Below are 22796 nucleotides of genomic sequence, written 5' to 3' on the forward strand. Positions count from 1 at the left end.
GGCTACTGATCCGCGGACGACGGCTGCTCCTCCGGGTCCTCGGGCTCAGCCGCCTGCGGCGATGCGTCCACCGGTGTCTCCGGGGAGATCTCCGGCAGCTCGGCCGCGAGCACCTCGGCAGCGTCGCGGAAGCCCTGCACCGTCGGGTACTTCAGGTCGAGCGAGTCCTTGCTCGGCCGGAAGCCCGTGATCGTGAAGACCCGCGAGCCGACGCGCACGAAGGCCGCGAGCGAGCGGTTCTCCTTGCCGGTCGACGCCTCGGAGTCGAAGAGGTACATCGTGTCGACCCCCTCGATCGTCTGCGGCGTCACCAGCCGTGAGGCGATGAGGTCGCGGACGGTGAAGCGCGCCTCGTCCTCCTCGTCGAAGTAGCGGTTGATGATCACCTCCTCGAGCAGGGTCTCGCCCTCCTCGGGCGTGCGGGCGTACTGCACCACCAGCGTGGAGTCGGCGCCCGTGGTCCGGTTCGCGCCCTCACCGACCCCTGAGGTGCGGCGCGAGCACTCGTTGCGCCCGGTCCGCGAGATCGCCGTGGTGCCCTGCCGCTTGCGGGCCGCGGTGTCGACGGGGAGGCTGCTGGTCTCGGCGCCGGGGTCGGGCCGCTTGCCGGTCAACGCCTCGTGGAACGCCGCCGACAGCACCGCGCAGGCGTCCACGTGAGGCACGCCCGGCGCGAACTCCTCGCGGCCGTCGGGGTTCGAGGGGCCACGGTCCTGCGGGAGGTCGGGGTCGGCGACGCGACGAGCCACCAGGCGCGCCAGCCGCAGCATGCGCGGGTCCTGGAAACGCCGCTCGCGCTCGCTGAGCGGCCCGGGGTCGAAGCTGAGAGGGCCGTACTCGAACGAGACCGCCGCGTTGCGTGCCTGGGTGAGGTAGGAGCCGCGCCCCGCGATGTAGAGCAGCGAGTCGTCGCCCCGCACCGGGACGCCGCCACCGTCCTCGGCCAGCTCCTCCGTGGCGTCGATGAGCCACTCGAAGCCCTCGAGGGTCACCTCGCGCTTGATCTTGCGCAGCTCGGCGCCACTGCCCAGCCGGGCGGTGTAGCGCTTGCGCGCCGCGGCCTCGCGAGCGGAGCGGTGCTGGTCGACCCGGACGGTGAGGCTCGTGACGTCGTCGTCGCCGAAGTTGTAGGTGCAGGTCGTGTCGATGGCCCGCGAGAGGGTGTCGGTCTCCCTGCGGAACACCGCCGGCGACATCGACTCCTCGATGATCTGCTGCCGCACGTAGCCGCGAGGCCCCAGTCGGCCGAAGATCGTCGTGACGTCGTCGAGGGTGACCAGCTGGCACGGGCTGAGGTAGTCGTTCGGGCCGAGCGTGATCCGCTCGGGCTCCTCGACGGGGTCGGCCTGCTCGGGCTCCCCGGGGTCGACGCCGGTCTCGGAGGTGTCCTCGCTGTCCGGGTCCGGTGCCCCGGTGTCCTGCTGGCTCGACGGCTCGCCGTCGTCGCCGCCGGATCCGACCGCGACGGCGGTGACGCCCCCGCCCACCAGTGCGACCAGGCACGCCAGGACGACCCAGAGCGCCGTGCGCCGTCGCGGCGCTGGTCGTCCGGTGGTGGGTGGCGGCCCCCAGGGGGGACCGGGTGGCGGGCTCGTGGGCGGTGGGCCGGACGGCGGGGGTCCGGACGGCGGGGGGCCCAGCGGGGGCGGTGGGGGACCGGGCGGCGTCACGTGAGGCAGTCTCCCCGTCCTGGCTGCCGCCAAACGGCCGGAGACGCTAAGGTGGAACATGTTCTAGTTCTTGGTCGTCGACGGCGACCGACCCGCAGGAGGCACCGTGTCGCTGGGCGTCGCACCCGACCACGAGGAGCTAGCCACCACCCTGCGCGACTGGGCCGGCTCGCTGGAGGGGCCGGCCGCGGTGCGCGCCGCCGAGGACGACGCCGACGCTGCGTTCGCGGCCACGTGGGCCGCGCTCTGCGAGATGGGCGCCGCCACGATCGCGCTGCCGGAGTCCGCCGGGGGTGGCGGGGGCACGTGGCTGGAGCAGGCGATCGCCCTCGAGGCGTGCGCCCACGCGCTGGTCCCCGGCCCGCTGCTGGGCCCGGCGGTCGCTGGCCGGGTGCTCGCGGGGGTGGCCGACCTGCCCGAGGGTGCCGTCAAGGTGGGCAGCGGCTCGGTGGTGTCGCTGGTCCTGGACGGGCTGGCCTGGGACCTGCCCTCCGCCTCGCACCTGCTGGTCGTCGAGGGGCGGACGGGTGCGCCGGTGCTGCTCGCGCCCGTCGAGGCCGTGACGCCGACCGCCGTGGGGCCGCTCGACCTGAGTCGCCGCTGGAACCGGGTGCGCGTGGACGTCGAGGCCGCCGGCGTCGTGGCCCTGCCCGGCGTCGACGCCGAGCTGCTGCGTCGCACGGCCGTCACCCTGGCGGCGGCCGAGGCCGCGGGTGTCGCCCGGTGGTGCCTGGCCACCGCCACCTCCTACGCGCAGGTGCGTGAGCAGTTCGGCAAGCCCATCGGGGCCTTCCAGGCCGTCAAGCACCTGTGCACCGAGATGCTGGAGACCGCCGAGGCGGTCACCGCCGCGGCGTGGGACGCCGCCTGTGCGCTCGACGCGCTCGACGGTTCGCAGGGAAGGCACGAGCAGTGGGCCTTCGCCGCCGACGTCGCCGAGGTGACCTGCTTCGACGGGGCCGTCGAGGTGGCGAAGGCCTGCATCCAGGTGCTCGGCGGGATCGGCTTCACCCACGAGCACGACGCCCACCTCTACCTGCGGCGCGCGCTGGCCCTGCGCGGCCTGCTGGCCGACCCCGAGGCCGCCGCCGCCCGGCTGACGTCGCGGGCCGTCGCGGGCACCCGTCGTCGTGTCGAGCTCGACCTCGAGGGTCGCGACGAGGCGGTGCGCGCCGAGGTGCGCGCCGGCGTCGAGCGGATCGCCGCCGAGACCGACCCCACGGCACGCCGAGAGCTGCTGGTCGAGACCGGCTACCTGACGCCGCACTGGCCGGCACCGGCCGGGCTCGGGGCCGACCCGGTGCTGCAGCTCGTCATCGACCAGGAGCTGGCGCGGGCCGGGGTCGAGCGGCCCGACATCGTGATCGCCGGTTGGGCGCTGCCGACCATCCTCGAGCACGGCACCGCGGAGCAGCGCGAGCGGTTCGTGCGGCCCTCTCTGCTCGGCGACCTGGTGTGGTGCCAGCTGTTCTCCGAGCCGGGTGCGGGCTCCGACCTCGCCTCGTTGCGCACCCGCGCCGAGCGGGTCGAGGGCGGCTGGCGGCTCACCGGCCAGAAGGTGTGGACCTCGGTGGCCGACCGCGCCGACTGGGGCATCTGCCTGGCGCGCACCGACCCCGAGGCGCCGCAGCACCGCGGCATCTCCTACTTCCTCGTCGACATGCGCTCACCGGGCATCGAGGTACGGCCGCTGCGCGAGATCACCGGCGAGGCGCTGTTCAACGAGGTCTTCCTCGACGACGTCCTCGTCCCCGACGACTGCCTGGTCGCCGAGCCGGGCGACGGCTGGCGCCTGGCGCGCACCACGCTGGCCAACGAGCGGGTGGCCATGGCCACGAGTCGCCTGGACCGCTCGACCGAGCGGGCGGTCGCCCTCGCCGGATCCGGTTCCGGTGTGGGACCGGTGGCCGAGGTCGCCGTCGGTCGCTCCGTGGCGCTCTCGACGGTCTGCGCCCTGCTCGGCGTGCGGACCACGCTGCGCTCGCTGGCGGGCCGGGGCCCTGGGGCCGAGTCGAGCGTGGCCAAGCTGCTCGGCGTGCGCAACCGTCAGGACGGCTCCGAGCTGGTCGTGCAGCTGCTCGGGCCGCGCGCCGTCGCGCCGGCCGAGGACGACGACGAGGCGCGCTCCGCCGTCTGGGAGATGCTCAACACCCGTTGCCTCTCGATCGCGGGCGGCACCACGCAGGTGCTGCGCAACGTCGCAGGCGAGCGGATCCTGGGGTTGCCGCGCGGCTGAGAGGCTCCGCGTCAGTCCCGTGCCGCGCCCGCGTCAGCCTTGCCGGTGCGCGCGCGGTGGCCGGCCCAGTGCCAGTGCAGGTAGCGGTCGATGGCCCGCAGCACGTGGCTGGAGCGGATCGAGGGGAAGATGTCGAAGGCGTGCTGGGCGCCGGGCAGCTCGGCGTACACGACGGTGCGCCGCGTGGTGGCCCGCAGGCGCTCGACGAACAGCCGCGCCTGCTCCACCGGCACCAGGGTGTCGTGGCTGCCGTGCAGCACGAAGAAGTCCGGGGCGTCGTCGGTGATGCGCAGGATGGGGGAGGCCGCCTCGAAGAGCTCGGGGTCCTCGCTCCAGCGCTTCTGCATGATCCGCGGCGCCAGGAAGCGGTCGCGCATCAGGGTGGCCGGGCGCAGACCGGTGGACCCCGCCATGTCGTAGACGCCGTAGTGGGGCGCCGCCACCTGCACGGAGGTGTCGGCGTCCTCGAAGCCGGGCTGCCAGTCCTTGTCGCCAGGCGTCAGCGCGGCCAGCGCGGCCAGGTGTCCGCCGGCGGAGCCACCGGTGATGGCGACATAGCCGGGGTCGCCGCCGTAGTCGGCGATGTGCTCCTTGATCCAGGCGATGGCCTGCTTGACGTCGATCACCTGCGCCGGGAAGGGGTCGCGGGGCGCCAGGCGGTAGTTGATGGCGACGCACACCCAGCCCTTGGCGGCCAGGTGTCGCATCAGCGGCAGACCCTGCTGGTCCTTGTTGCCGATCGTCCAGGCGCCGCCGTGCACCTGCAGCAGCACCGGCGCCCCGCCCCGGGGCACGCCGCCCTCGGGCGTGTAGACGTCGAGGTACCCGCGGCGGCCGTGGGCGTTGTAGGCGATGTCGCGCTCGACCTGGTACCCGGTCGCACGTGAGCGGAAGGGGTTGACCAGCTGGCGCCACGGCACGGCCAGGTCCGAGGGCGTGGGCAGGGCGTCGAGCTGCTCCACGTAGTCGGCGCCGAGCGCCTCCTCGAGCACCTCCTCGGTGAGCTCGCGCACCCGGCGGCTCTGGGCGACCAGGTAGGCGAGACCGGCGGTGCTCACCGCGGACAACGCCAGACCGGCGCGGCTGCGGCCGCCCGCCGGCGGGTGTGCGAGGTGGACGGCGGTGTCGGCAGCGGTGACGGCGAGCGCGTGGGGGGCCAGCTCCCCGGTCAGCCAGCCGGCGAAGAAGGCCGGGATGCCGGTGCGGAACCCCGGGATCGGGCGGACGGCGTTGGCGGTGAGCGCGGCCGTGACGACCTGGCGCCGGAAGAACCCCATGCGGGCCAGGTTAATCGGTGCTCTCAGTGACCGGCCGGGAGGTGGGGCGAGTCACCCTCACCAAAAAGTGAAACAGGTTCTAGTTGGCGGTAGCATGCGCGCCATGGACCGTCTCTCCGGGCTCGACGCCAGCTTCCTGTACCTGGAGACCCCCGCCCAGCTCATGCACGTCTGTGCGGTCATGGTGCTGGATCCCTCGACGATGTCCGAGCCGTACTCCTTCGCCCGGCTGCGCGACGACATCGACGACGCGGTGCGCGACGTCCCCGAGTTCACCCGCAAGCTGCGTCGCGTCCCGCTGGGGCTCGACCACCCCGTGTGGGTGCGCGACAAGGGCTTCGACATCGAGCACCACGTGCACCGGTTGGCACTGCCCACCCCCGGCGGCTACGCCGAGCTGGCCGAGCTCACCGCCCACCTGGCCGGCCAGCCGCTGGACCGCTCCCGCCCCCTGTGGGAGATGTGGGCGATCGAGGGCTACGACGACGGCGAGCGCGACGGGCTGGTGGCCCTGTTCACCAAGATGCACCACGCCACCGTCGACGGCGTCTCGGGAGCCAACCTGGTCTCGCACCTGTGCAGCCTCGAGCCGGGTGCCCCGCCGATGGGTGCCGGCCAGGACCACGGCGGCTTCGGTCGCGAGCCGAGCCGCCCCGAGCTGCTCGGCCGCGCCGTCGTCAGCACCGCCACGCGGCGGCCGCTGACCGGCGTCAAGCTGCTGGCCCCCACCGGCAAGGGCATCACCCGCACCATCGACCGCGCCCGGCGCGGCACCGCCATGGCCGCACCGCTCACCGCCCCGCGCACCTCCTTCAACGGCACCATCACCGGGCACCGCGCGATCGCGCTCGCCGACCTGTCGCTCGAGGAGGTCCGCCGGGTCAAGAACGCGACCGGCACGACCGTCAACGACGTCGTGCTGACCGTCGCCGGCGGTGCCCTGCGCTCCTACCTCGAGGACCGCGACGAGCTGCCGGACTCCTCGCTGCTGGCCACCGTGCCCGTCTCGGTGCGCGAGGAGTCGCGGCGCAGCGGCGGCGCGAACAAGGTCTCGGCGCTGTTCACCCGGCTGGGCACCGACCTCGAGGACCCGCTCGAGCGGCTCGAGGAGATGTCGCGCTCCAACCGCAACGCCAAGGACCACCACCAGGCCATCAGCGCCGACTCCCTGCAGGACTGGGCGGAGTTCGCCGCCCCCCGCACCTTCGGCCTCGCCGTGCGCGCCTACGCCGGGCTGCGCCTGGCCGAGAAGCACCCGGTGGTGCACAACCTGGTCATCAGCAACGTCCCCGGCCCCCCGGTCCCGCTCTACGTCAGCGGCGCCCAGATCCGGGCGCTCTACCCCCTCGGGCCCGTCTTCCACGGCGCCGGCCTCAACATCACCGTGATGAGCAACAACGGCCGCGTGCACGTGGGTGTCATCGCCTGCCGTGAGTCGCTGCCCGACGTCGACGGCCTGGCCCAGCGCTTCCCCGCCGAGCTCTCCGCACTTGCCGCCGCCGTCACCGGCCGCTCCCTCGCCGTCGTCGCCGATCCGGAGCGTGCGGACGCCGACTGACCGAGGTCAGCGGACGCGGCGGCGGGTGCGCCAGACGTCGCGACGGCGCGCGTTCACGGTCGCGACCGCCTCCAGCAGCACCGGCACGAACTTCTCCGACTCCAGCACGACGCCGGCGTGGCCCGAGTCGACCTGGTGGAGGGTCGCGCCGGGGACGGCGCGCGCGAGCGCGAGCTGGCGTGGCGTCGGGATCACCCGGTCGCGCATCATCGCGATGACGGCGGTCGGCACGTCGATGGCCCCCAGCCAGGGCCGGGAGTGGTGGCGGCCCAGCGCGGCGAGCGCCTGGCCCGCGGCCCAGGGGCTGGTGGAGCGCAGCTCGCGCAGCGCCCAGTCCTGGACGTCGGTGGGCTCGCCGGCCAGCGCGACGGCGGCTGCGCGGGCGGCCGCGGAGGCCGCGCGCGAGCGTGCCACCGTGCGCATGCCACCCATGGAGGCGGCGACGCCGGTGAAGAACAGGCGCTCGTAGGGCGCCTTCTGGAAGCGGTCGGTGCTCGCGCCGAGCACGAGGCCGCCCACGAGGCCGGGGTGCTGGCGCCACACGCGCTGGGCCACCACGGACCCCATCGAGTAGCCGACGACGATGGCCTGCTCGACGCCCAGCGCCTGCGCGACGGCGGCGACGTCGTCGGCGCAGTCGACGAGCGAGAACTCCTCGCTGCGGATGCCGCGGCCGTGCCAGCGCTGGTCGAGCGTGATCACCCGGTAGCGCCGCGAGAGCGGCTCGACGGCGGGGAACCAGGTCAGCAGGCCGGTGCAGGCCAGCGCGTGGAGCAGGACGACGGTGGGGGAGTCGGGTCGCGGGCCGGGGGTGTCGGTCACGAACGTGCTGCCGCGGCCGGGCAGCTCGAGCACCTCGCCGTCGGGGATGCGCGCCCACGGCAGGTAGAACCGCCGGTCCACGAGGTCGCGGGGGGAGAGCATGCCGATCAGACTAGAACACGTTACAGTTTGCCGCGTGGACGCCCTGCTGAACACCCACGACGTGCCGGACGACGAGACGCTCGAGGCCGCCCGTGCGGCGGCCTCCGACGCCCTGGCCCGCGCGGCCGCGCACCCCGACGACGACGCTTGGGCTGCGCTCGCCGCGGACGGACTGCTGGCCCTGCCGGTGCCCGCCGACCACGGCGGCGAGGGGTTGGGCCTCGACGGCGCCGCGGTGCTGCTGCGCGAGGCAGCCCGGCGAGGCCTCGCGCTCCCGCTGTGGGAGACGCTGTGCTGCGGGGCGCTGACGCTGGCCCGGGCCGGCACGCCCGAGCAGCAGGCGGCGTGGCTGCCGGGGGTCGCCCGCGGCGAGGTGCAGCTGACGGCTGCGCTGCGCGAGCCGGGCGTGGGGTTGCTGGAGGCGCCGACCGCGACGATCACGGGAGGCGCGGTCACGGGCCGCAAGGTCGGCGTCAGCCGTGCCGACGGCGCCGACCGCCTCCTGGTCACCGCGCTCGACGAGGCCGGCGAGCCCCAGGTCGTGCTGGTCGACCCTGCCGGCCCGGGGGTGACCCTGCTGGCGAGTCCCACCTCGGCGGGCACCCGCGGCGGCGCCGAGCACACCGTGGTGCTGGAGGGCGCCCCGGCCGAGCCGCTGGTGCCCGGCGCCCACGCGGTGCTGGTGGAGCACGCGGCGGCGGGGCTCGCCGTCGTCGTCGCGGGCCTGGTGGCAGGTGCCCGGGACCTCACCGCCGACTACGTCAAGGGCCGCACGCAGTTCGGGCGCACGCTCGCCGAGTTCCAGGCGGTCGCGCTGCAGGCGGCCGACGTCTACATCGCCTCGCGCACCCTCGACCTGGTGGCCGGCAACGCCGTGTGGCGCGTCGCCCGCGGGCTCCCGGCCGACGACGACCTGCGGGTGGCCGCCTACTGGGCGGCCGCCGAGGCGCCACCGGCGGTGCGCACCTGCCACCACCTGCACGGTGGCATGGGTGTCGACCTCACCTACCCGCTGCCCACCTACTCGGCGCTGCTCACCGACGCCGTCCGCACGCTGGGTGCCTCCGCGGACCAGGTGCCGGTGGAGGACCCCACGGCCAAGAACCTCGAGCTCAGCGCCGAGCAGCGCGCCCTCAAGGGTGAGCTGCGCGCCTACTTCACCGGCCTCGCGGGCCAGGCCGGCCACGGTGATCCCGGCCCCGAGGGCTCGCGCGACCGGCACGGCGCCGGCTACCAGCAGGTCATCCGGCAGATGGGCCGCGACGGCTGGATGGGGGTCGGCTGGCCGCGCGAGTACGGCGGCCACGGTCTCGGTGAGGTCGAGCAGACGATCTTCGCCAACGAGGCGCAGTGGGCCGACGTGCACCTGCCCGCCGTCACGCTCCAGACCGTCGGTCCGACGCTGATCCGCTACGGCACGCAGAAGCAGAAGGACCTGTTCCTGCAGCGCATCCTCGCCGGCGACGTGCACTTCGCGATCGGCTACTCCGAGCCCGACGCCGGCACCGACCTGGCCGCGCTGCGCACCACCGCGCGCCGCGACGGCGACCACTACGTCGTCAACGGGCAGAAGCTGTGGACCACCGGCGGCCACCAGGCCGACTACGTCTGGCTCGCGGTGCGCACCGACCCCGACGCCCCCAAGCACCGCGGCATCTCGATCCTCATCGTCGACACCTCCGACCCCGGCTACTCCTGGACGCCGATCATCACCGCCGACGGCAGTCACCACGTGAACGCCACGTACTTCAACGACGTGCGGGTGCCGGTCGACATGCTGGTCGGGGAGGAGAACCAGGGCTGGAAGCTGATCACCACCCAGCTCAACCACGAGCGGGTCATGCTCGGCCCCGCCGGACGGATCGAGGGCCTGCGCGACAAGGTGCTCGACTGGGCCACCAAGGCCGGGGTGGCCGACCGGCCGGACGTGCGCGAGGTGATGGGCCGGGTGACGGCGACCTTCCGCGTCAACGAGCTGCTCAACTGGGAGGTGGCCCGTGCCGGCGAGCACGGCGAGGTCAGCGTCGGCGACGCCTCCTCCTCCAAGGTCTTCGCCTCCGACCGCATCCAGTCGATCGGGCCGGAACTGGCCGGCATCGTGCACCGCCACGGAGACCCTGCCGATGCGGAGACCGCCGAGCTGCTCGAGTACCTAGACGGCCAGTTCAAGCGCAACCTGGTCCTCACCTTCGGCGGTGGCGTGCAGGAGGTGCAGCGCGAGCTGATCGCGATGTTCGGGCTGGGCATGCCGCGGGTCCCGCGATGACGGCGCCACCCGGTGCCGCGGCCCCCGCCGGCGGCGTGGTCGAGGACGAGCGCCACGCGCGGATCATGGCCGAGGCCGAGCGGATCCGTGGGCTCGGCGAGACCGCGGAGCGCGAGGCGCGCGACCCGGTCAACCAGCCCACGATCAACAACTGGCTCGAGGCGATGGGCAACACCAACCCGCGCTGGAAGGCCGGCGAGGCGCCGCCCTCGATGGCGCAGGTGTGGACCATGTACGGCCTCGGCGGCACACCGCCCGCCGGCGACCCGCTGCACGGGATGATGCGCGTGCTGACCGACGAGGGGTTCACCGCGGTGCTCGGCACCAACTGCGAGCAGGAGTACCGCCGCACCCTGCGGGTCGGCGAGCAGGTGCGCGTCACCACCGCGCTGGACTCGGTGGTCGGGCCCAAGACCACGGGCATGGGCGTCGGCTACTTCGTCACCAGCCGCAACACCTGGTACGTCGGCGACGAGGTGGTGGCCACGATGCTGTTCCGGGTGCTCAAGTTCGTGCCGCGCAGCCGCGAGACCTCCGCATGAGCGTCATCCGGCCCATGGTCGGGCGCGACACGGCCGACTTCTGGGCGGGCGTGCAGGCCCACGAGCTGCGCGTGCCGCAGTGCAACGCGTGCGGAACGCGTCGCTTCCCACCGGGGCCCGCCTGCCGCTCCTGCGAGGCGCTCGACCAGGGGCACGTGGTGGCCTCGGGGCGCGGCACGGTCTTCTCCTACGTGGTGCACCGCCACCCGCCGGTGCCGGGCAAGGAGCTGCCCATCGTGATCGCGCTGGTCGATCTGGAGGAGGGTGTGCGGATGGTAGGCGAGGTGGTCGACGTCGCCGACGACGAGATCGCGATCGGCATGCCGTTGCGCGTCGACTTCCGCGACGTCGACGACGAGCTGACCCTGCCCGTGTGGCGGAAGGACGAGAGCCGATGACCGCGACCACCCCGGACCCCACGGCCGTCGGCGCAGCGCTCCCGACCTGGGAGGTGCCGATCACTCCCACGCTGGTGGTGAGCACTGCTCTCGCCACCCGCGACTTCCAGGACGTGCACCACGACCGCGACATCGCGCAGGCCGCCGGGAGCAAGGACATCTTCGTCAACATCCTCACCTCCACGGCGCTGGTGGAGCGCTACGTGACCGAGTGGGCCGGCCACGACGCCGACCTGCACGGCATCGCCATCCGGCTCGGTGCCCCTGCCTACCCCTACGACACCCTGACGTTCAACGGCGAGGTGACCGAGGTGTCCGACGGCGTCGCCACCGTCGCCGTCCGCGGTGCCGTCTCGCTGGGCGACCACGTCACCGGCACCGTCCGCGTGAGGCTGCCGTGACCGGCCCGCGCAGCCCGCTCTCCGGAGCCGCGGCCATCGCCGGCATCGGCGCCACCGAGTTCTCCAAGGAGTCCGGCCGCTCCGAGCTGCAGCTCTCCGTCGAGGCCGTGCGGCACGCCCTGGCCGACTGCGGCCTCACGCCCGCCGACGTCGACGGTCTCACCACCTTCACCATGGACACCTCCTCCGAGATCGCGGTGGCCCGCGAGCTCGGCATCCCCGAGCTGCGCTTCTTCAGCCGCATCAACTACGGCGGGGGCGCCGCCTGCGCCACGGTGCAGCAGGCCGCGATGGCGGTCGCCACCGGCGTCGCCGACGTGGTGGTGGCCTACCGCGGCTTCAACGAGCGCTCCGGCAGCCGCTTCGGCCAGGTCTCGGTGGCGGCCGCCACCCAGGTGAACACCAACGGCCTCGACAACGCCTTCTCCTACCCCATGGGGCTCGGCACCCCGGCCGCCACCGTGGCCATGCAGGCGCGGCGCTACATGCACGAGTACGGCGCCACCTCCGAGGACTTCGGCCGGGTGGCGGTCGCCGACCGCCGGCACGCCGCCACCAACCCGCACGCCTTCTTCCACGGCCGGCCGATCACGCTCGAGGACCACCAGGCCTCGCGGATGATCGTCGACCCCCTCCACCTGCTCGACTGCTGCCAGGAGAGCGACGGCGCCGTCGCGCTGGTCGTCACCTCCGCGGAGCGGGCACGCGACCTGCGCCAGCCAGCGGCCGTCGTCACCGCCGCCGCCCAGGGCAGCGGTCGCGACCAGTTCGTGATGACCTCCTACTACCGCGAGGACATCGGCATCCCGGAGATGGGAGTCGTCGGTCGCGAGCTGTGGCGCCAGTCGGGCGTGAGCCCGCGCGAGGTGCCGATGGCCGTGCTGTACGACCACTTCACCCCCTACGTGCTCATGCAGCTGGAGGAGCTGGGCTTCTGCGGTCGCGGCGAGGCACCGGACTTCGTGCGCGACGGCGCCATCGAGCTGGGCGGTCGGCTGCCGCTCAACACCCACGGCGGGCAGCTGGGTGAGGCCTACATCCACGGCATGAACGGCATCGCCGAGGCGGTGCGCCAGGTGCGCGGCACCTCGGTCAACCAGGTGCCGGGTGCCACCTCGGCTCCGGTGGTGGTGACGGCCGGCACGGGCGTGCCCACCAGCGGCCTCGTGCTGCAGGGGCGCTCGTAGGCCGCCTCGTAGCCTGGGTGGCATGACGACGGTCGCCGCCCTGCACGTGGCCCCGGGGCGGCGCCTGCCCACCCGGTCGGTGACCGAGGTCGAGGTGGAGGCCGCGGCCGGCATCGTCGGTGACCGCTACCACGGCAGCCGGCACCGCCAGGTGACGGTGCAGAGCGCGCAGGCCCTGGCCGAGGCGGCGGAGCTGTTCGGCGCGCCGGTGCCGGCGGGGCTCACGCGCCGCAACGTCACCGTCTCCGACGGCGTCGTGCCCACCGCGCCCGGCAGCCTGATCCGCCTCGGGTCGCAGGTGGTGCTGGAGGTGGTCCGGGTCGCGGCGCCGTGCAAGCTGCTCGACGACACGATCGGCGACGGCGCCCAGGGGGTGCTGCGCCGCGGTCGGGGCGGTGCGGTGTGCCGGGTGCTGGCCGGCGGCCCCGTGCGGCTCGGCGACGTCGTCGAGCTCGGCACCGACGATGTCGAGCTCGCACCGCTGCGGGGCGCCATCGGGGTGCCGGCCCCGGCCCGACGTCGGCACCTGCCCTAAGTGGCGCCGGGTACCGGTCCGGCGTGACCGACCACCACGTGCGCCTCGTGCTGCCGCACCAGCTCTTCACCGACCACCTCGACGCCGGCTCGGGCCGCGACGGGGTCGACACGTTCGTGCTGGTCGAGCACGACCTGCTCTTCCGCCAGTACCGCTTCCACGTGCAGAAGCTGGTGCTGCACCGCGCCTCGATGCGCCGCTTCGCCGAGCGGTTGCGCGAGGCCGGTCACGCCGTCGAGGTGGTCGAGACCGACGGCCGCACCACCAGCCGCGCCGCGCTGGTGCGGCTGCTCGGCCGTCTGGGGGCCACCCGGGTCACCTGGTACGACGTCGTCGACGACTGGCTGGAGCAGGACCTGCAGGCGGCGGTCGCCGAGGCGGGCCTGGAGATGTCGGACGACGACGTGCTCGTGACCCCCAACTTCCTCACCACGCGCGCCCAGCTGGCCGAGCAGCTGGCCAGCGGCAAGCAGCCGCGCATGCAGCACTTCTACAGCTGGCAGCGGCGCCGGCTCGACGTGCTGGTGGAGGACGACGGCAGCCCGGTGGGCGGCAAGTGGTCCTTCGACGAGGAGAACCGCAAGAAGCTGCCGCGCGGGCACGAGGTGCCCGGCGTCGCCGGCCACACCGACGGACCTCCCGAGCGTCACGAGGCGGTCGAGGAGGCCATCGCGTGGGTGGGCCGCGCCTTCCCCGACAACCCCGGTCGTGCCGACTCCTTCGCTTGGCCCACCTCGCACGAGGAGGCCGAGGCCGGCTACGAGGAGTTCCTCGACGAGCGGTTCGACCAGTTCGGGCCCTACGAGGACGCCGTCTCCACCGAGCACCCGATCGTCTTCCACTCCGTGCTCACCCCCGGCCTCAACATCGGGCTGATCAGCCCCACCACCGTGCTGCACCGCGCGCTCGACCGGGCCGCCGACGGCGGGGTGCCGCTGGCCTCGCTGGAGGGGTTCGTGCGCCAGGTGATCGGCTGGCGCGAGTACATGCGCGCCACCTACGTGCACCACGGCCGACGGCTGCGCAGCCGCAACCGCCTCGAGCACGCCCGCCCGCTGGGGGAGGGGTGGTGGACCGGCGAGACCGGGTTGGCGCCCGTCGACCTGGTGCTCGACCGGGTGCTCGAGCGCGGCTACGCCCACCACATCGAGCGGCTGATGGTGCTGGGCAACGCGCTGTGCCTGCTGCGCGCCGACCCCGAGGCCACCTACGAGTGGTTCATGGAGATGTTCGTCGACGCCTACGACTGGGTGATGGTGCCCAACGTCTACGCGATGAGCCAGTTCGCCGCCGGCGAGGCCATCACGACCAAGCCCTACGTCTCCGGCTCGGCCTACCTGCGCCGGATGAGCGACGTGCCCAAGGGGGAGTGGTGCGAGGACTGGGACGCGCTCTACTGGACCTTCGTGCGCGACCACCTCGACGTCTTCGCCGGCAACCCCCGCTCCCAGGTGATCGCACGGGGCTACGAGGGCCTCGCGCCGGCCAAGAAGGCCGCCCACACCCGTCGCGCCGCGCCCTGGCTGGAGGGCAGGGCAGCAGGCGAGCGCTCGTCCTGAGGGTGCCGGGCCGCGGACCAGACCGGGATCCGTGACGTCGACGCCGGACGTGACCGTCGGCGGCCTGGCGCGTTGGACGGTCATGGAGGGCATGGACAGCACCGACGGCCGCTGGCTCGACGACCTGGATCGTCCGCCCGCACCGGCGCCCGCGCAGGTGCGTATCGGACCGACGGTGCAGCAGACCGTGCAGGCCCTCGGCCTGGCCTTCGTGCTGCTCTCGGCGGTGCTGGTGCTCGTGGCGCCGCTCGTGGGCGCGTTCGCGGGGCCACTGATGGCGGGCAGCCTCGCGGTCGCCACCGGCTACGTGCTGGCCCGCACCGCCCCCGAGCTGGAGGGCGTCGTCGCGCTGGGCCTGCTCGCGCTGCTGCTGAGCCTGCTGCCCTTCCTGTGACGCCTCACCGCGCTCACCTCGCTCACCGGCCGAGCACTACGCTGCCCGCGTGAGCGACCTGCCCGTCCTGAGTGCCGATGAGCAGCGGGTGCTCGGCAGCCTGCTGGAGAAGCAGGTCACCGTGCCCGGCTCGTACCCGATGACGCTGAGCGGGCTGCGCACCGCCTGCAACCAGTCCAGCAGCCGAGAGCCGGTGGTGGACTACGACGAGCAGCTGGTCGAGAGCACGGCGCGCGGCCTCAAGGACCGCTCGCTGCTGCGCATCGTGTGGTCGGACTCGGGGCGCCGGACCCTCAAGTACCACCAGGCGCTGGCCGAGGTGCTCGACCTGGCCGACGACGAGCGCGCGCTGCTCACCGTGCTGCTGCTCCGCGGACCGCAGCCGCCCGGCGCGCTGCGCAGCCGCACCGAGCGGCTGCACGCCTTCGCCGACCGCGACGAGGTCGAGGCGTGCCTGCAGCGGATGGCGCAGCGCTCGGCGCCGCTGGTGCAGCAGCTGCCGCGGGGCCCTCGCGAGCAGGACGCACGCTGGGTGCACCTGCTCGGCGAGACCGCCGTCGCACCGAGCGCGGCGACGACGGCGAGCGCCCTCGAGTCGGTCGACACCGAGGTGGTGCTGGCCGCGGACGGCGCCGAGGGCCGTGACGCCCGGGTGCGCGAGGGCTACGGCGCCATCGCCGCCGACTACGCGGCCGCCCTGGCCGACGAGCTCGACCACCTGCCGTTCGAGCGGTGGCTGCTGGACCGGGTCGCGCTCGAGGGCGGCCCGGTGGTCGAGGTGGGCTGCGGCCCGGGCCACGTGACCGACTACCTGGCCACGCTGGGCGCCGACGCGACAGGCATCGACCTCAGCCCCGGGATGGTCGCCGAGGCGCGCCGTCGCTACCCCGACGGCCAGTACGAGGTCGGCGACCTGCGCCGCCTGATGCGCCCCACCAACGCGGACGGCTGGTACGCCGTCCTGGCCTGGTACTCACTCATCCACCTGGCCGCCTCGGAGCTGCCCGAGGCGCTGGCGTCCCTGGCGCGCCCGCTGCGACCGGGCGGCCTGCTCCTCGTCGCGCTGCACGCCGGCTCCGGCGTCCGGCGCCACGACGAGTGGTTCGAGCACCCGGTGAGCCTGGACTTCGTGTTCCACGAGCCCGCCGGGGTCGTCCCGCTGCTCGAGCAGGCGGGGCTCGCCGACGTCGAGTGGTACCGCCGGGGGCCGGTGGCCGCCCGCGGCGAGACCACCGAGCGTCTCTACCTGGTGGCCCGCCGACCGACCCACGGCTGAGACACAGCACCGCCCACGGACGGCGGGCGGGCGCGTCCGTGGGCGGTGGATCGTGGGGGAGAGGCTCAGCTCTCCAGGGCGGCGTCGAGGGTGATCTCGACACCGGTGAGGGCCTTGCTGACCGGGCAGCCGGCCTTGGCGCCCTCGGCGGCCTTCTGGAAGCCGGCCTCGTCGAGACCCTCCACCTCGCCGCGGACGGTGAGCTTGATGCCAGTGAGGCGGAAGCCGCCGTCGGGGTCCGGGCCGAGCGAGACGTCGGCGGTCACGTCGAGGGCCTGCGGGGTGCCGCCCTCCTCGGCGATCAGGGCCGAGAGCTGCATGGCGTAGCAGGAGGAGTGGGCCGCGGCGATGAGCTCCTCGGGGCTGGTGGCGCCACCGGCCTCCTCGGCGGAGCGCTTCGGGAAGGAGACGTCGTAGGTGCCGACCTTGGAGCTGGAGAGCTCGACCTGGCCGGAGCCCTCCTGCAGCGAGCCGTTCCAGGCGGTGCGTGCGGTGCGCGTGGGCATGGGGGTGTCCTCTCGATCGGGTGGAAGATCTGCGACAGGCGAGCGCCCGTCTGATATCTTGTGTACAAGATGAGTGCGCGCCACACAAGTTCTGCCATGACCGGTCCCGCGGGTCGAGACGCCCTCGGCGGGCTCGAGGACCTCGTCTGCTTCGACCTCTACGCGGCCTCCCGCTCGGTCACCGCCGCCTACCGGCCGATCCTCTCCGAGCTCGGGCTCACCTATCCCCAGTACCTGGTGGTCGTGCTGCTGGCCGAGCACGGGCACCTCACGATCAGCGAGGTCGCCCGCACCCTGCGCCTGGACCACGCGACCCTGACCCCGCTGCTGCGCCGCCTCGAGGCGGCCGCCCTGGTGACCCGCGCGCGCGACGAGCAGGACGCACGCAGCGTCGTCGTCCGGCTCACCGACCGCGGGCGCCGCGTCGGCGCCCAGCGCACCGAGATCCAGTGCCGCGTCGGGGAGCTGCTCGGGCTCGACGGCGCCGAGGTCGCCCAGCTGCAGCGGCTGCTGCGCCGGGTGTCGGCCAACCTGGCCTGACGTCGAGGCCCCGGGGTCAGTCGGCCAGGTCGAGGACGACGTCGCCCAGCACGGGCGCGCCGTCGCGGTCTGCGTCGTCGGAGTCGACGACCGCCTCGGCGAGCACGCGGCCGTCCTCGCGCCAGCCGCGCACGCGCAGCCGCTCTCCGGGCATCACGATGCCGGTGAAGCGGGAGGCGAAGCCCCGGACCCGGCTCGCGTCGCTCTCCAGCAGCGCCTCGGTGAGCTCGCGCAGCACGATCCCGTAGGAGCAGAGTCCGTGCAGGATCGGTGCGGGGAAGCCGGCCGCCCGGGCGAAGCCGGGGTCGGAGTGCAGCGGGTTGCGGTCCCCGCAGAGCCGGTAGAGCAGCGCCTGGTCGGGCCGGACGGCGTAGGTGCGCTCCGCGTCCGGACCGCGCCCGGGGAGGGCGACGGTCTCGGTGCTGCCGCGCTCGCCGCCGAAGCCGCCCTCCCCGCGCACGAAGATCGACGAGCGCGTCGACCACAGCTCGGTGCCGTCGTCGGCGGTGACGGTCGCGTCCTGCCAGATGACGGCGGCCCGGCCCTTGTCCCAGACGTCGGTCAGCGTCGTGCGCTGCGTCGCCGACCCGGAGCTCGGGATGGGGCCGTGGACGGTGACCGCCTGGGAGCCGTGGACGACCTGGGCGAGGTCGATCTCGACGCCCGGCATGGCCACCGAGGGCGCCTCGGTCTCGTGGAACGTGGGGGCGACCACGCCGAACGAGGGCAGCACCTGCACGCCGTCGTGCTCGGTGGTCCACCGCAGCCGCGGCTCGTCGAGGTGCGCCTGCGGCTGCGCGCCGGCACCGATGCCGAGGTGGTAGAGCAGGACGTCGCTCTCGGTCCACGAGAAGGTGCGGGTTCCCAGGTCGGCGCCGATGGCGACGCCGGGGTCGATGGGCATCAGGCGATCTCCTGCTCGGTGGGTCGGGCCGTGGTCCGCCGGCCCGGCGTCAGCGCGATGTCCTCGGCCGCGAGGTAGCCGAACACCATGGCCGGGCCGATCGTGCCGCCCGGCCCCGGGTAGGTGTGCCCCATGACGGCGGCAGAGACGTTGCCGGCCGCGTACAGGCCGGGGATCGGGGCGCCGTCCTCACCCAGCACCCGCGCCCGCTCGTCGGTGACCAGACCGCCCTTGGTGCCGAGGTCGCCGGGCACGATCTTGACGGCGTAGAAGGGCGCCTGGTCGATGACGTGCAGCGAGGGGTTGGGCTTGACCGTGGGGTCGGAGTAGTAGCGGTCGTAGGCCGACTCGCCCCGGTGGAAGTCGCGGTCCACGCCGTCCGCGCAGAAGCCGTTGAAGCGCTCGACGGTCTCGCGCAGCGCGGCCGCCGGTACCTCGATCTCGGCGGCGAGCGCCTCCAGCGTGGCTGCCTTCCTGATGACGCCGCTCTTGTACCAGCGCCCGGGGAAGGGCTGGCGGGGCATCAGGCCGGCGAAGACGTAGCGGTTGCGGTAGCGCTGGTCGATGATCATCCAGCTGGGCACGTGCGGGGTGCCGGTGGCCTCGCCCTCGTACATGGCGTGCACGGCCTCGACGTAGGGCAGCGCCTCGTTCATGTAGCGACGGCCTGCCTGGTTGACCATGATCGAGCCTGGCAGGTTGCGCTCGGCCAGGCAGAACCACGGCCGGCCCGGCAGCGGAATGGTCGGGCCCCACCAGGCGTCGTCCATGAGGTCGGTGCCGGCGCCCGCCGCGACGCCGGCCTCGATGCCGCCGCCGGTGTTGAACTGCGAGCCGGTGGTCCAGTCGGCGGAGGTGGGGGCCGGCAGGTGCTTCTCGCGGAGCTCGGCGTTGCGCTCGAAGCCGCCGCTGCCGAGGATCACCCCGCGCCGGGCCCGCACCACGTGCTCGCCGTCGTCGCGCCGCACGCGGACGCCGACGACCCGGCCGTCCTCCAGGACCAGGTCGAGCAGCTCGGACTCGAAGTGCACGGGCACGCGGGCGTCGCGCAGTCCCTGCCTCAGGCACACGGCAATGGCGTTGCCCATCGCGTACATGCGCGCTCCGCGCAGGCCGGCGAGCATGCGCCGCAGCGCCACCAGGAGCAGCGTGACGGGGCCGCCGAGGGTGCGCAGTCCGAGGCTGACCTTCCGGTACATCGCCTGCGTGACGATCATGTTGGCGGGCGCCTTGGTGTAGGGCGGGTGCAGCCGCTCGAGCTCCTCGCCGAGGAACCGTGCGTCGACCGGCACCGGCTCCACGGTCCGGCCGCGAGGGCGCCCGCCCGGCTGCTCGGGGTGGTAGTCGGCGTACTCGGGCACCCAGGTGAAGCGCAGGGGGGTGCGGGCGCGCAGCAGCTCCAGCACCTCGGCCCCGCGGTCGACGTAGGTGTCGCGGCGCGTCTTGGGCACCACCTCGCCGACGATCGAGTCCAGGTAGAGCTTGGAGTTCTCCAGCGGGTCGTCCTCCCCGGCGGCCTTCAGCGCGTAGTTGCCGGGGATCCACACGCCGCCGCCGCTGCGCGCCGTCGAGCCGCCGAAGTAGGCGCTCTTCTCCAGGAGCACGGTGTCGAGCCCGCGCTCGGCGGCGGCGAGCGCCGCCGTCATGCCGGCGGCACCGGCTCCCACGACCACCACGTCGACCTCGGTGGGCAGCGGCTCGGAGGCGCGCGCGGAAGGACCCGTCATGGCGCAGAACTGTAACAGGTTCTAGTATCGCGACCGTGACCTCACCCGACGCCGTCGACGCCGCCGTCGAGCGCCTCGCGACGGCGCTGCGCACCCGTGAGCCGTGCGCCCCCGTGCGCGACCTGATCGGCACCGACGACCTCGCCGCCGCGTACGCGGTGCAGCAGGGGCTGGTCCGCGCCCGGCTGGAGGCCGGCGCCCGCGTCGTGGGCCGCAAGATCGGCGCCACCAGCAAGGCGGTGCAGGACCAGCTCGGCGTCGACCAGCCGGACTTCGGCTACCTCCTCGACGAGATGGACGTGAGCGGGCAGCACCCCGTCGGCATGCGGACGCTGCTGCAGCCGCGGGTGGAGGCCGAGGTGGCCTTCGTGCTCGGGGCCGACGTCGCGCCCGCCACGGAGGAGGAGATCACGCTGGCCGCGGTGCGTGACGCCGTCGAGGTGGCGCTGCCGGCCCTGGAGATCGTCGACTCGCGCATCGCCGGGTGGGACATCGGGTTCACCGACACCGTCGCCGACAACGCCTCGAGCGGGCTGTTCGTGCTCGGCAGCGACGGTCGCCCCCTCGCGGAGGTCGAGCCGCGTGAGGTCACCATGAGCCTGAGCATCAACGGCGAGGAGCGCTCCGCGGGCACCGGCGCCGCCTGCCTCGGCGACCCGCTCGAGGCGCTGCGCTGGCTCGCCGTCCAGGCCCACCGGTTCGGCGACCCGCTGCGCGCGGGTCACGTGATCCTGTCCGGGGCCCTGGGCCCCTTCGTCCCCTTCGCGCCGGGCGACCGCGTGGAGGCGCGGATCAGCGGCTTCGCCCCGCTGGTCACCGAGTTCGAGAACCTCGAGGAGACCGCATGAGCACGCTCACCGCCGCGATCGTCGGCCCCGGCAACATCGGGACCGACCTGCTCTACAAGCTGCTGCGCAGCGACGTGGTCGAACCGCGCTGGATGATCGGCGTCGACCCCGGTAGCGAGGGCCTGCGGCTGGCCGCCGACCAGGGCCTGGAGGCCAGCCACGAGGGCGTGGACTGGCTGCTGAAGCAGGACGAGCTGCCCGACCTGATCTTCGAGGCGACCTCGGCCTACGTGCACCGCGAGTACGCGCCGCGCTACCGCGAGGCCGGGATCCGGGCGGTCGACCTGACGCCGGCGGCCGTGGGGCCGGCCGTGATCCCGCCGGTCAACGGCGAGGCGCACGTGGGGGAGTGGAACGTCAACATGATCACCTGCGGTGGTCAGGCCACGATCCCGATGGTCAACGCCGTCTCGCGGGTCGCCCCGGTGAGCTACGCCGAGATCGTGGCCTCGGTCTCGAGCGTGTCGGCGGGGCCGGGCACGCGGGCCAACATCGACGAGTTCACCCGGACCACCACGCGCGGGGTGACCGAGATCGGGGGTGCGGAGACGGGGAAGGCGATCATCATCCTCAACCCGGCCGAGCCGCCCATGATCATGCGGGACACGATCTTCTGCGCGGTGGCGCCGGATGCCGACACCGACGCGATCGTGACCTCGGTGCTGGCGATGGAGCGCGCGGTGCAGGAGTACGTGCCGGGCTACCGGCTGCTGCAGGAGCCGCAGGTCGACGAGCCCTCGGCGGCCACCCGCGGGCAGACCAAGATCTCCATCTTCGTCGAGGTCGAGGGCGCCGGCGACTACCTGCCGCCCTACTCCGGCAACCTCGACATCATGACGGCCGCCGCGGCGCGCGTCGGCGAGAACATCGCGCGGGCCGTGCTCGCCGGGAAGGCCTGAGATGACCGACGACACCCAGGGACTGCCCACCCCGCACGAGCGCGACGCGCTGACCCGCACCTGGTCGGGCACCCACGGCACCGAGCCGTGGGGTGAGCTGGACCTGCGGCTCACCGACACCTGCCTGCGCGACGGGTCGCACCACAAGCGGCACCAGTTCACCGCGACCGAGGTGCGCGACATCGTGGGTGCGCTGGACGCCTCGGGGATCCCCGTCATCGAGGTGACCCACGGCGACGGCCTGGGTGGCTCCTCGTTCAACTACGGCTTCAGCCACACCCCCGAGCAGGAGCTGATCCGGATCGCCGCCGAGACGGCGACCCGCGCCAAGATCGCCTTCCTGATGCTGCCGGGGCTGGGCACCAAGGACGACATCCGCGCCGCGCAGGACAACGGCGGGCAGATCTGCCGGGTGGCCACGCACTGCACCGAGGCCGACGTCTCGATCCAGCACTTCGGCCTCGCGCGGGAGCTCGGCCTGGAGACGGTCGGGTTCCTGATGATGAGCCACACCCAGCCACCCGAGGTGCTCGCCGCGCAGGCGCGGATCATGGTCGACGCCGGCTGCCAGTGCGTCTACGTCGTCGACTCGGCCGGGGCGCTGGTGATGGAGCAGACCGCCGACCGCGTGGCCGCCGTCGTCGCCGAGATCGGGCACCAGGCCGACGTCGGCTTCCACGGCCACGAGAACCTGGGGCTGGGCGTGGCGAACACGGTGATCGCTGCACGCGCCGGTGCCACCCAGATCGACGGCTCGGTACGCCGCTTCGGCGCCGGGGCCGGCAACACGCCCCTCGAGGCGTTCATCGGCGTCTGCGACAAGCTGGGCTGGCGCACCGGCGTCGACTTCCTGCAGGTGGTCGACGCCTCCGAGGACGTCATCAGGCCCGCGATGCCCGAGGAGTGCCGACTGGACCGGATGACGCTGATGATGGGCTACGCCGGGGTGTACTCCTCCTTCCTCAAGCACGCCGGCAACGCCGCGGAGCGCTACGACGTCCCGGGGGCGAAGATCCTGCTCGAGGCGGGGCGCCGCAAGCTGATCGGCGGCCAGGAGGACCAGCTGATCGACATCGCCCTGATGCTGCGCGCCGAGGCCGACAAGGCCGCTGCCGACGGCTGACGACGCAGGGGACGTGCGAGGCTGAC

Annotated in this window: 21 protein-coding genes; 15 read left to right on the top strand and 6 right to left on the bottom strand. The window is 73.7% G+C overall.

Annotated elements, in window-relative coordinates:
• Positions 1 to 2: 2 nt before the first annotated feature.
• Positions 3 to 1487, bottom strand: a complete 1485-nt coding sequence (locus ABD948_RS15095; protein ID WP_345267264.1) for a hypothetical protein — start codon at positions 1485 to 1487, stop codon at positions 3 to 5.
• Between the two features lie 289 nt (positions 1488 to 1776).
• Between ABD948_RS15095 and ABD948_RS15100 the strand changes: the two genes are divergently transcribed.
• Positions 1777 to 3906, top strand: coding sequence for an acyl-CoA dehydrogenase family protein (locus ABD948_RS15100; RefSeq protein WP_345267266.1), 2130 nt, complete (start codon positions 1777 to 1779; stop codon positions 3904 to 3906).
• A gap of 11 nt (positions 3907 to 3917) precedes the next feature.
• Here ABD948_RS15100 and ABD948_RS15105 read toward each other — a convergent pair whose 3' ends face one another.
• On the bottom strand, positions 3918 to 5183 hold the full coding sequence (locus ABD948_RS15105) for an alpha/beta hydrolase fold domain-containing protein (RefSeq protein ID WP_345267268.1): 1266 nt from the start codon (positions 5181 to 5183) through the stop codon (positions 3918 to 3920).
• 103 nt (positions 5184 to 5286) lie between these two features.
• Between ABD948_RS15105 and ABD948_RS15110 the strand changes: the two genes are divergently transcribed.
• The gene (locus ABD948_RS15110) at positions 5287 to 6741 is read left to right on the top strand and encodes a WS/DGAT/MGAT family O-acyltransferase (protein ID WP_345267270.1); all 1455 of its coding nucleotides are present in this window, start codon (positions 5287 to 5289) and stop codon (positions 6739 to 6741) included.
• Between the two features lie 6 nt (positions 6742 to 6747).
• Here ABD948_RS15110 and ABD948_RS15115 read toward each other — a convergent pair whose 3' ends face one another.
• Entirely contained in the window at positions 6748 to 7665 is a 918-nt protein-coding gene (locus ABD948_RS15115) for an alpha/beta fold hydrolase (protein ID WP_345267272.1), read from the bottom strand.
• 34 nt (positions 7666 to 7699) lie between these two features.
• Between ABD948_RS15115 and ABD948_RS15120 the strand changes: the two genes are divergently transcribed.
• From ABD948_RS15120 to ABD948_RS15160, 9 genes are read left to right on the top strand one after another with little or no spacing between them, the layout of a single operon-like run.
• Positions 7700 to 9931, top strand: coding sequence for an acyl-CoA dehydrogenase family protein (locus ABD948_RS15120; protein ID WP_345267274.1), 2232 nt, complete (start codon positions 7700 to 7702; stop codon positions 9929 to 9931).
• A complete protein-coding gene (locus ABD948_RS15125) occupies positions 9928 to 10473 on the top strand; it encodes an FAS1-like dehydratase domain-containing protein (protein ID WP_345267276.1) in 546 nt (181 codons plus the stop codon). Before ABD948_RS15120 ends, ABD948_RS15125 begins: the two co-directional genes overlap by 4 nt.
• Positions 10470 to 10871 carry a Zn-ribbon domain-containing OB-fold protein gene (locus tag ABD948_RS15130; RefSeq protein WP_345267278.1) on the top strand — a complete coding sequence of 134 codons (402 nt, stop codon included), beginning with the start codon at positions 10470 to 10472 and terminating at the stop codon, positions 10869 to 10871. Before ABD948_RS15125 ends, ABD948_RS15130 begins: the two co-directional genes overlap by 4 nt.
• Complete coding sequence (locus tag ABD948_RS15135) at positions 10868 to 11272, top strand: MaoC family dehydratase (protein WP_345267280.1); 405 nt, start codon at positions 10868 to 10870, stop codon at positions 11270 to 11272. Before ABD948_RS15130 ends, ABD948_RS15135 begins: the two co-directional genes overlap by 4 nt.
• Entirely contained in the window at positions 11269 to 12459 is a 1191-nt protein-coding gene (locus ABD948_RS15140) for a lipid-transfer protein (protein ID WP_345267282.1), read from the top strand. Before ABD948_RS15135 ends, ABD948_RS15140 begins: the two co-directional genes overlap by 4 nt.
• Before the next feature lie 22 nt (positions 12460 to 12481).
• Complete coding sequence (locus ABD948_RS15145) at positions 12482 to 12994, top strand: MOSC domain-containing protein (RefSeq protein ID WP_345267284.1); 513 nt, start codon at positions 12482 to 12484, stop codon at positions 12992 to 12994.
• Positions 12995 to 13017: 23 nt separating this feature from the next.
• A complete protein-coding gene (locus tag ABD948_RS15150; protein ID WP_345267286.1) occupies positions 13018 to 14553 on the top strand; it encodes a cryptochrome/photolyase family protein in 1536 nt (511 codons plus the stop codon).
• Positions 14554 to 14584: 31 nt separating this feature from the next.
• On the top strand, positions 14585 to 14947 hold the full coding sequence (locus ABD948_RS15155; protein WP_345267288.1) for a hypothetical protein: 363 nt from the start codon (positions 14585 to 14587) through the stop codon (positions 14945 to 14947).
• Between the two features lie 49 nt (positions 14948 to 14996).
• Positions 14997 to 16223, top strand: a complete 1227-nt coding sequence (locus ABD948_RS15160; protein ID WP_345267290.1) for a DUF480 domain-containing protein — start codon at positions 14997 to 14999, stop codon at positions 16221 to 16223.
• 65 nt (positions 16224 to 16288) lie between these two features.
• Here ABD948_RS15160 and ABD948_RS15165 read toward each other — a convergent pair whose 3' ends face one another.
• A complete protein-coding gene (locus ABD948_RS15165; protein WP_345267291.1) occupies positions 16289 to 16729 on the bottom strand; it encodes an OsmC family protein in 441 nt (146 codons plus the stop codon).
• Between the two features lie 96 nt (positions 16730 to 16825).
• On the opposite strand from ABD948_RS15165, the gene ABD948_RS15170 reads away from it, so the two are divergent.
• Complete coding sequence (locus tag ABD948_RS15170) at positions 16826 to 17269, top strand: MarR family winged helix-turn-helix transcriptional regulator (RefSeq protein WP_345267293.1); 444 nt, start codon at positions 16826 to 16828, stop codon at positions 17267 to 17269.
• Between the two features lie 16 nt (positions 17270 to 17285).
• On the opposite strand, the gene ABD948_RS15175 is transcribed toward ABD948_RS15170, so the two are convergent.
• Both ABD948_RS15175 and kstD read right to left on the bottom strand, forming a co-directional pair.
• Positions 17286 to 18173: a MaoC/PaaZ C-terminal domain-containing protein gene (locus ABD948_RS15175; protein ID WP_345267294.1), complete on the bottom strand. Its 888-nt coding sequence runs from the start codon at positions 18171 to 18173 to the stop codon at positions 17286 to 17288.
• Positions 18173 to 19900: a 3-oxosteroid 1-dehydrogenase gene (gene kstD, locus ABD948_RS15180; protein ID WP_345267295.1), complete on the bottom strand. Its 1728-nt coding sequence runs from the start codon at positions 19898 to 19900 to the stop codon at positions 18173 to 18175. Before kstD ends, ABD948_RS15175 begins: the two co-directional genes overlap by 1 nt.
• 35 nt (positions 19901 to 19935) lie before the next feature.
• On the opposite strand from kstD, the gene ABD948_RS15185 reads away from it, so the two are divergent.
• The 3 genes from ABD948_RS15185 to dmpG are packed head-to-tail and all read left to right on the top strand — an operon-like array spanning position 19936 to position 22770.
• A complete protein-coding gene (locus ABD948_RS15185) occupies positions 19936 to 20748 on the top strand; it encodes a 2-keto-4-pentenoate hydratase (RefSeq protein ID WP_345267297.1) in 813 nt (270 codons plus the stop codon).
• Positions 20745 to 21647, top strand: a complete 903-nt coding sequence (locus ABD948_RS15190; RefSeq protein ID WP_345267299.1) for an acetaldehyde dehydrogenase (acetylating) — start codon at positions 20745 to 20747, stop codon at positions 21645 to 21647. The genes ABD948_RS15185 and ABD948_RS15190 overlap by 4 nt, the downstream gene beginning before the upstream one ends.
• Before the next feature lies 1 nt (position 21648).
• On the top strand, positions 21649 to 22770 hold the full coding sequence (gene dmpG / locus ABD948_RS15195) for a 4-hydroxy-2-oxovalerate aldolase (RefSeq protein ID WP_345267301.1): 1122 nt from the start codon (positions 21649 to 21651) through the stop codon (positions 22768 to 22770).
• Positions 22771 to 22796 lie beyond the last annotated feature (26 nt).

This window comes from Nocardioides nanhaiensis (genome assembly GCF_039542785.1).
GTDB lineage: Bacteria > Actinomycetota > Actinomycetes > Propionibacteriales > Nocardioidaceae > Nocardioides > Nocardioides nanhaiensis.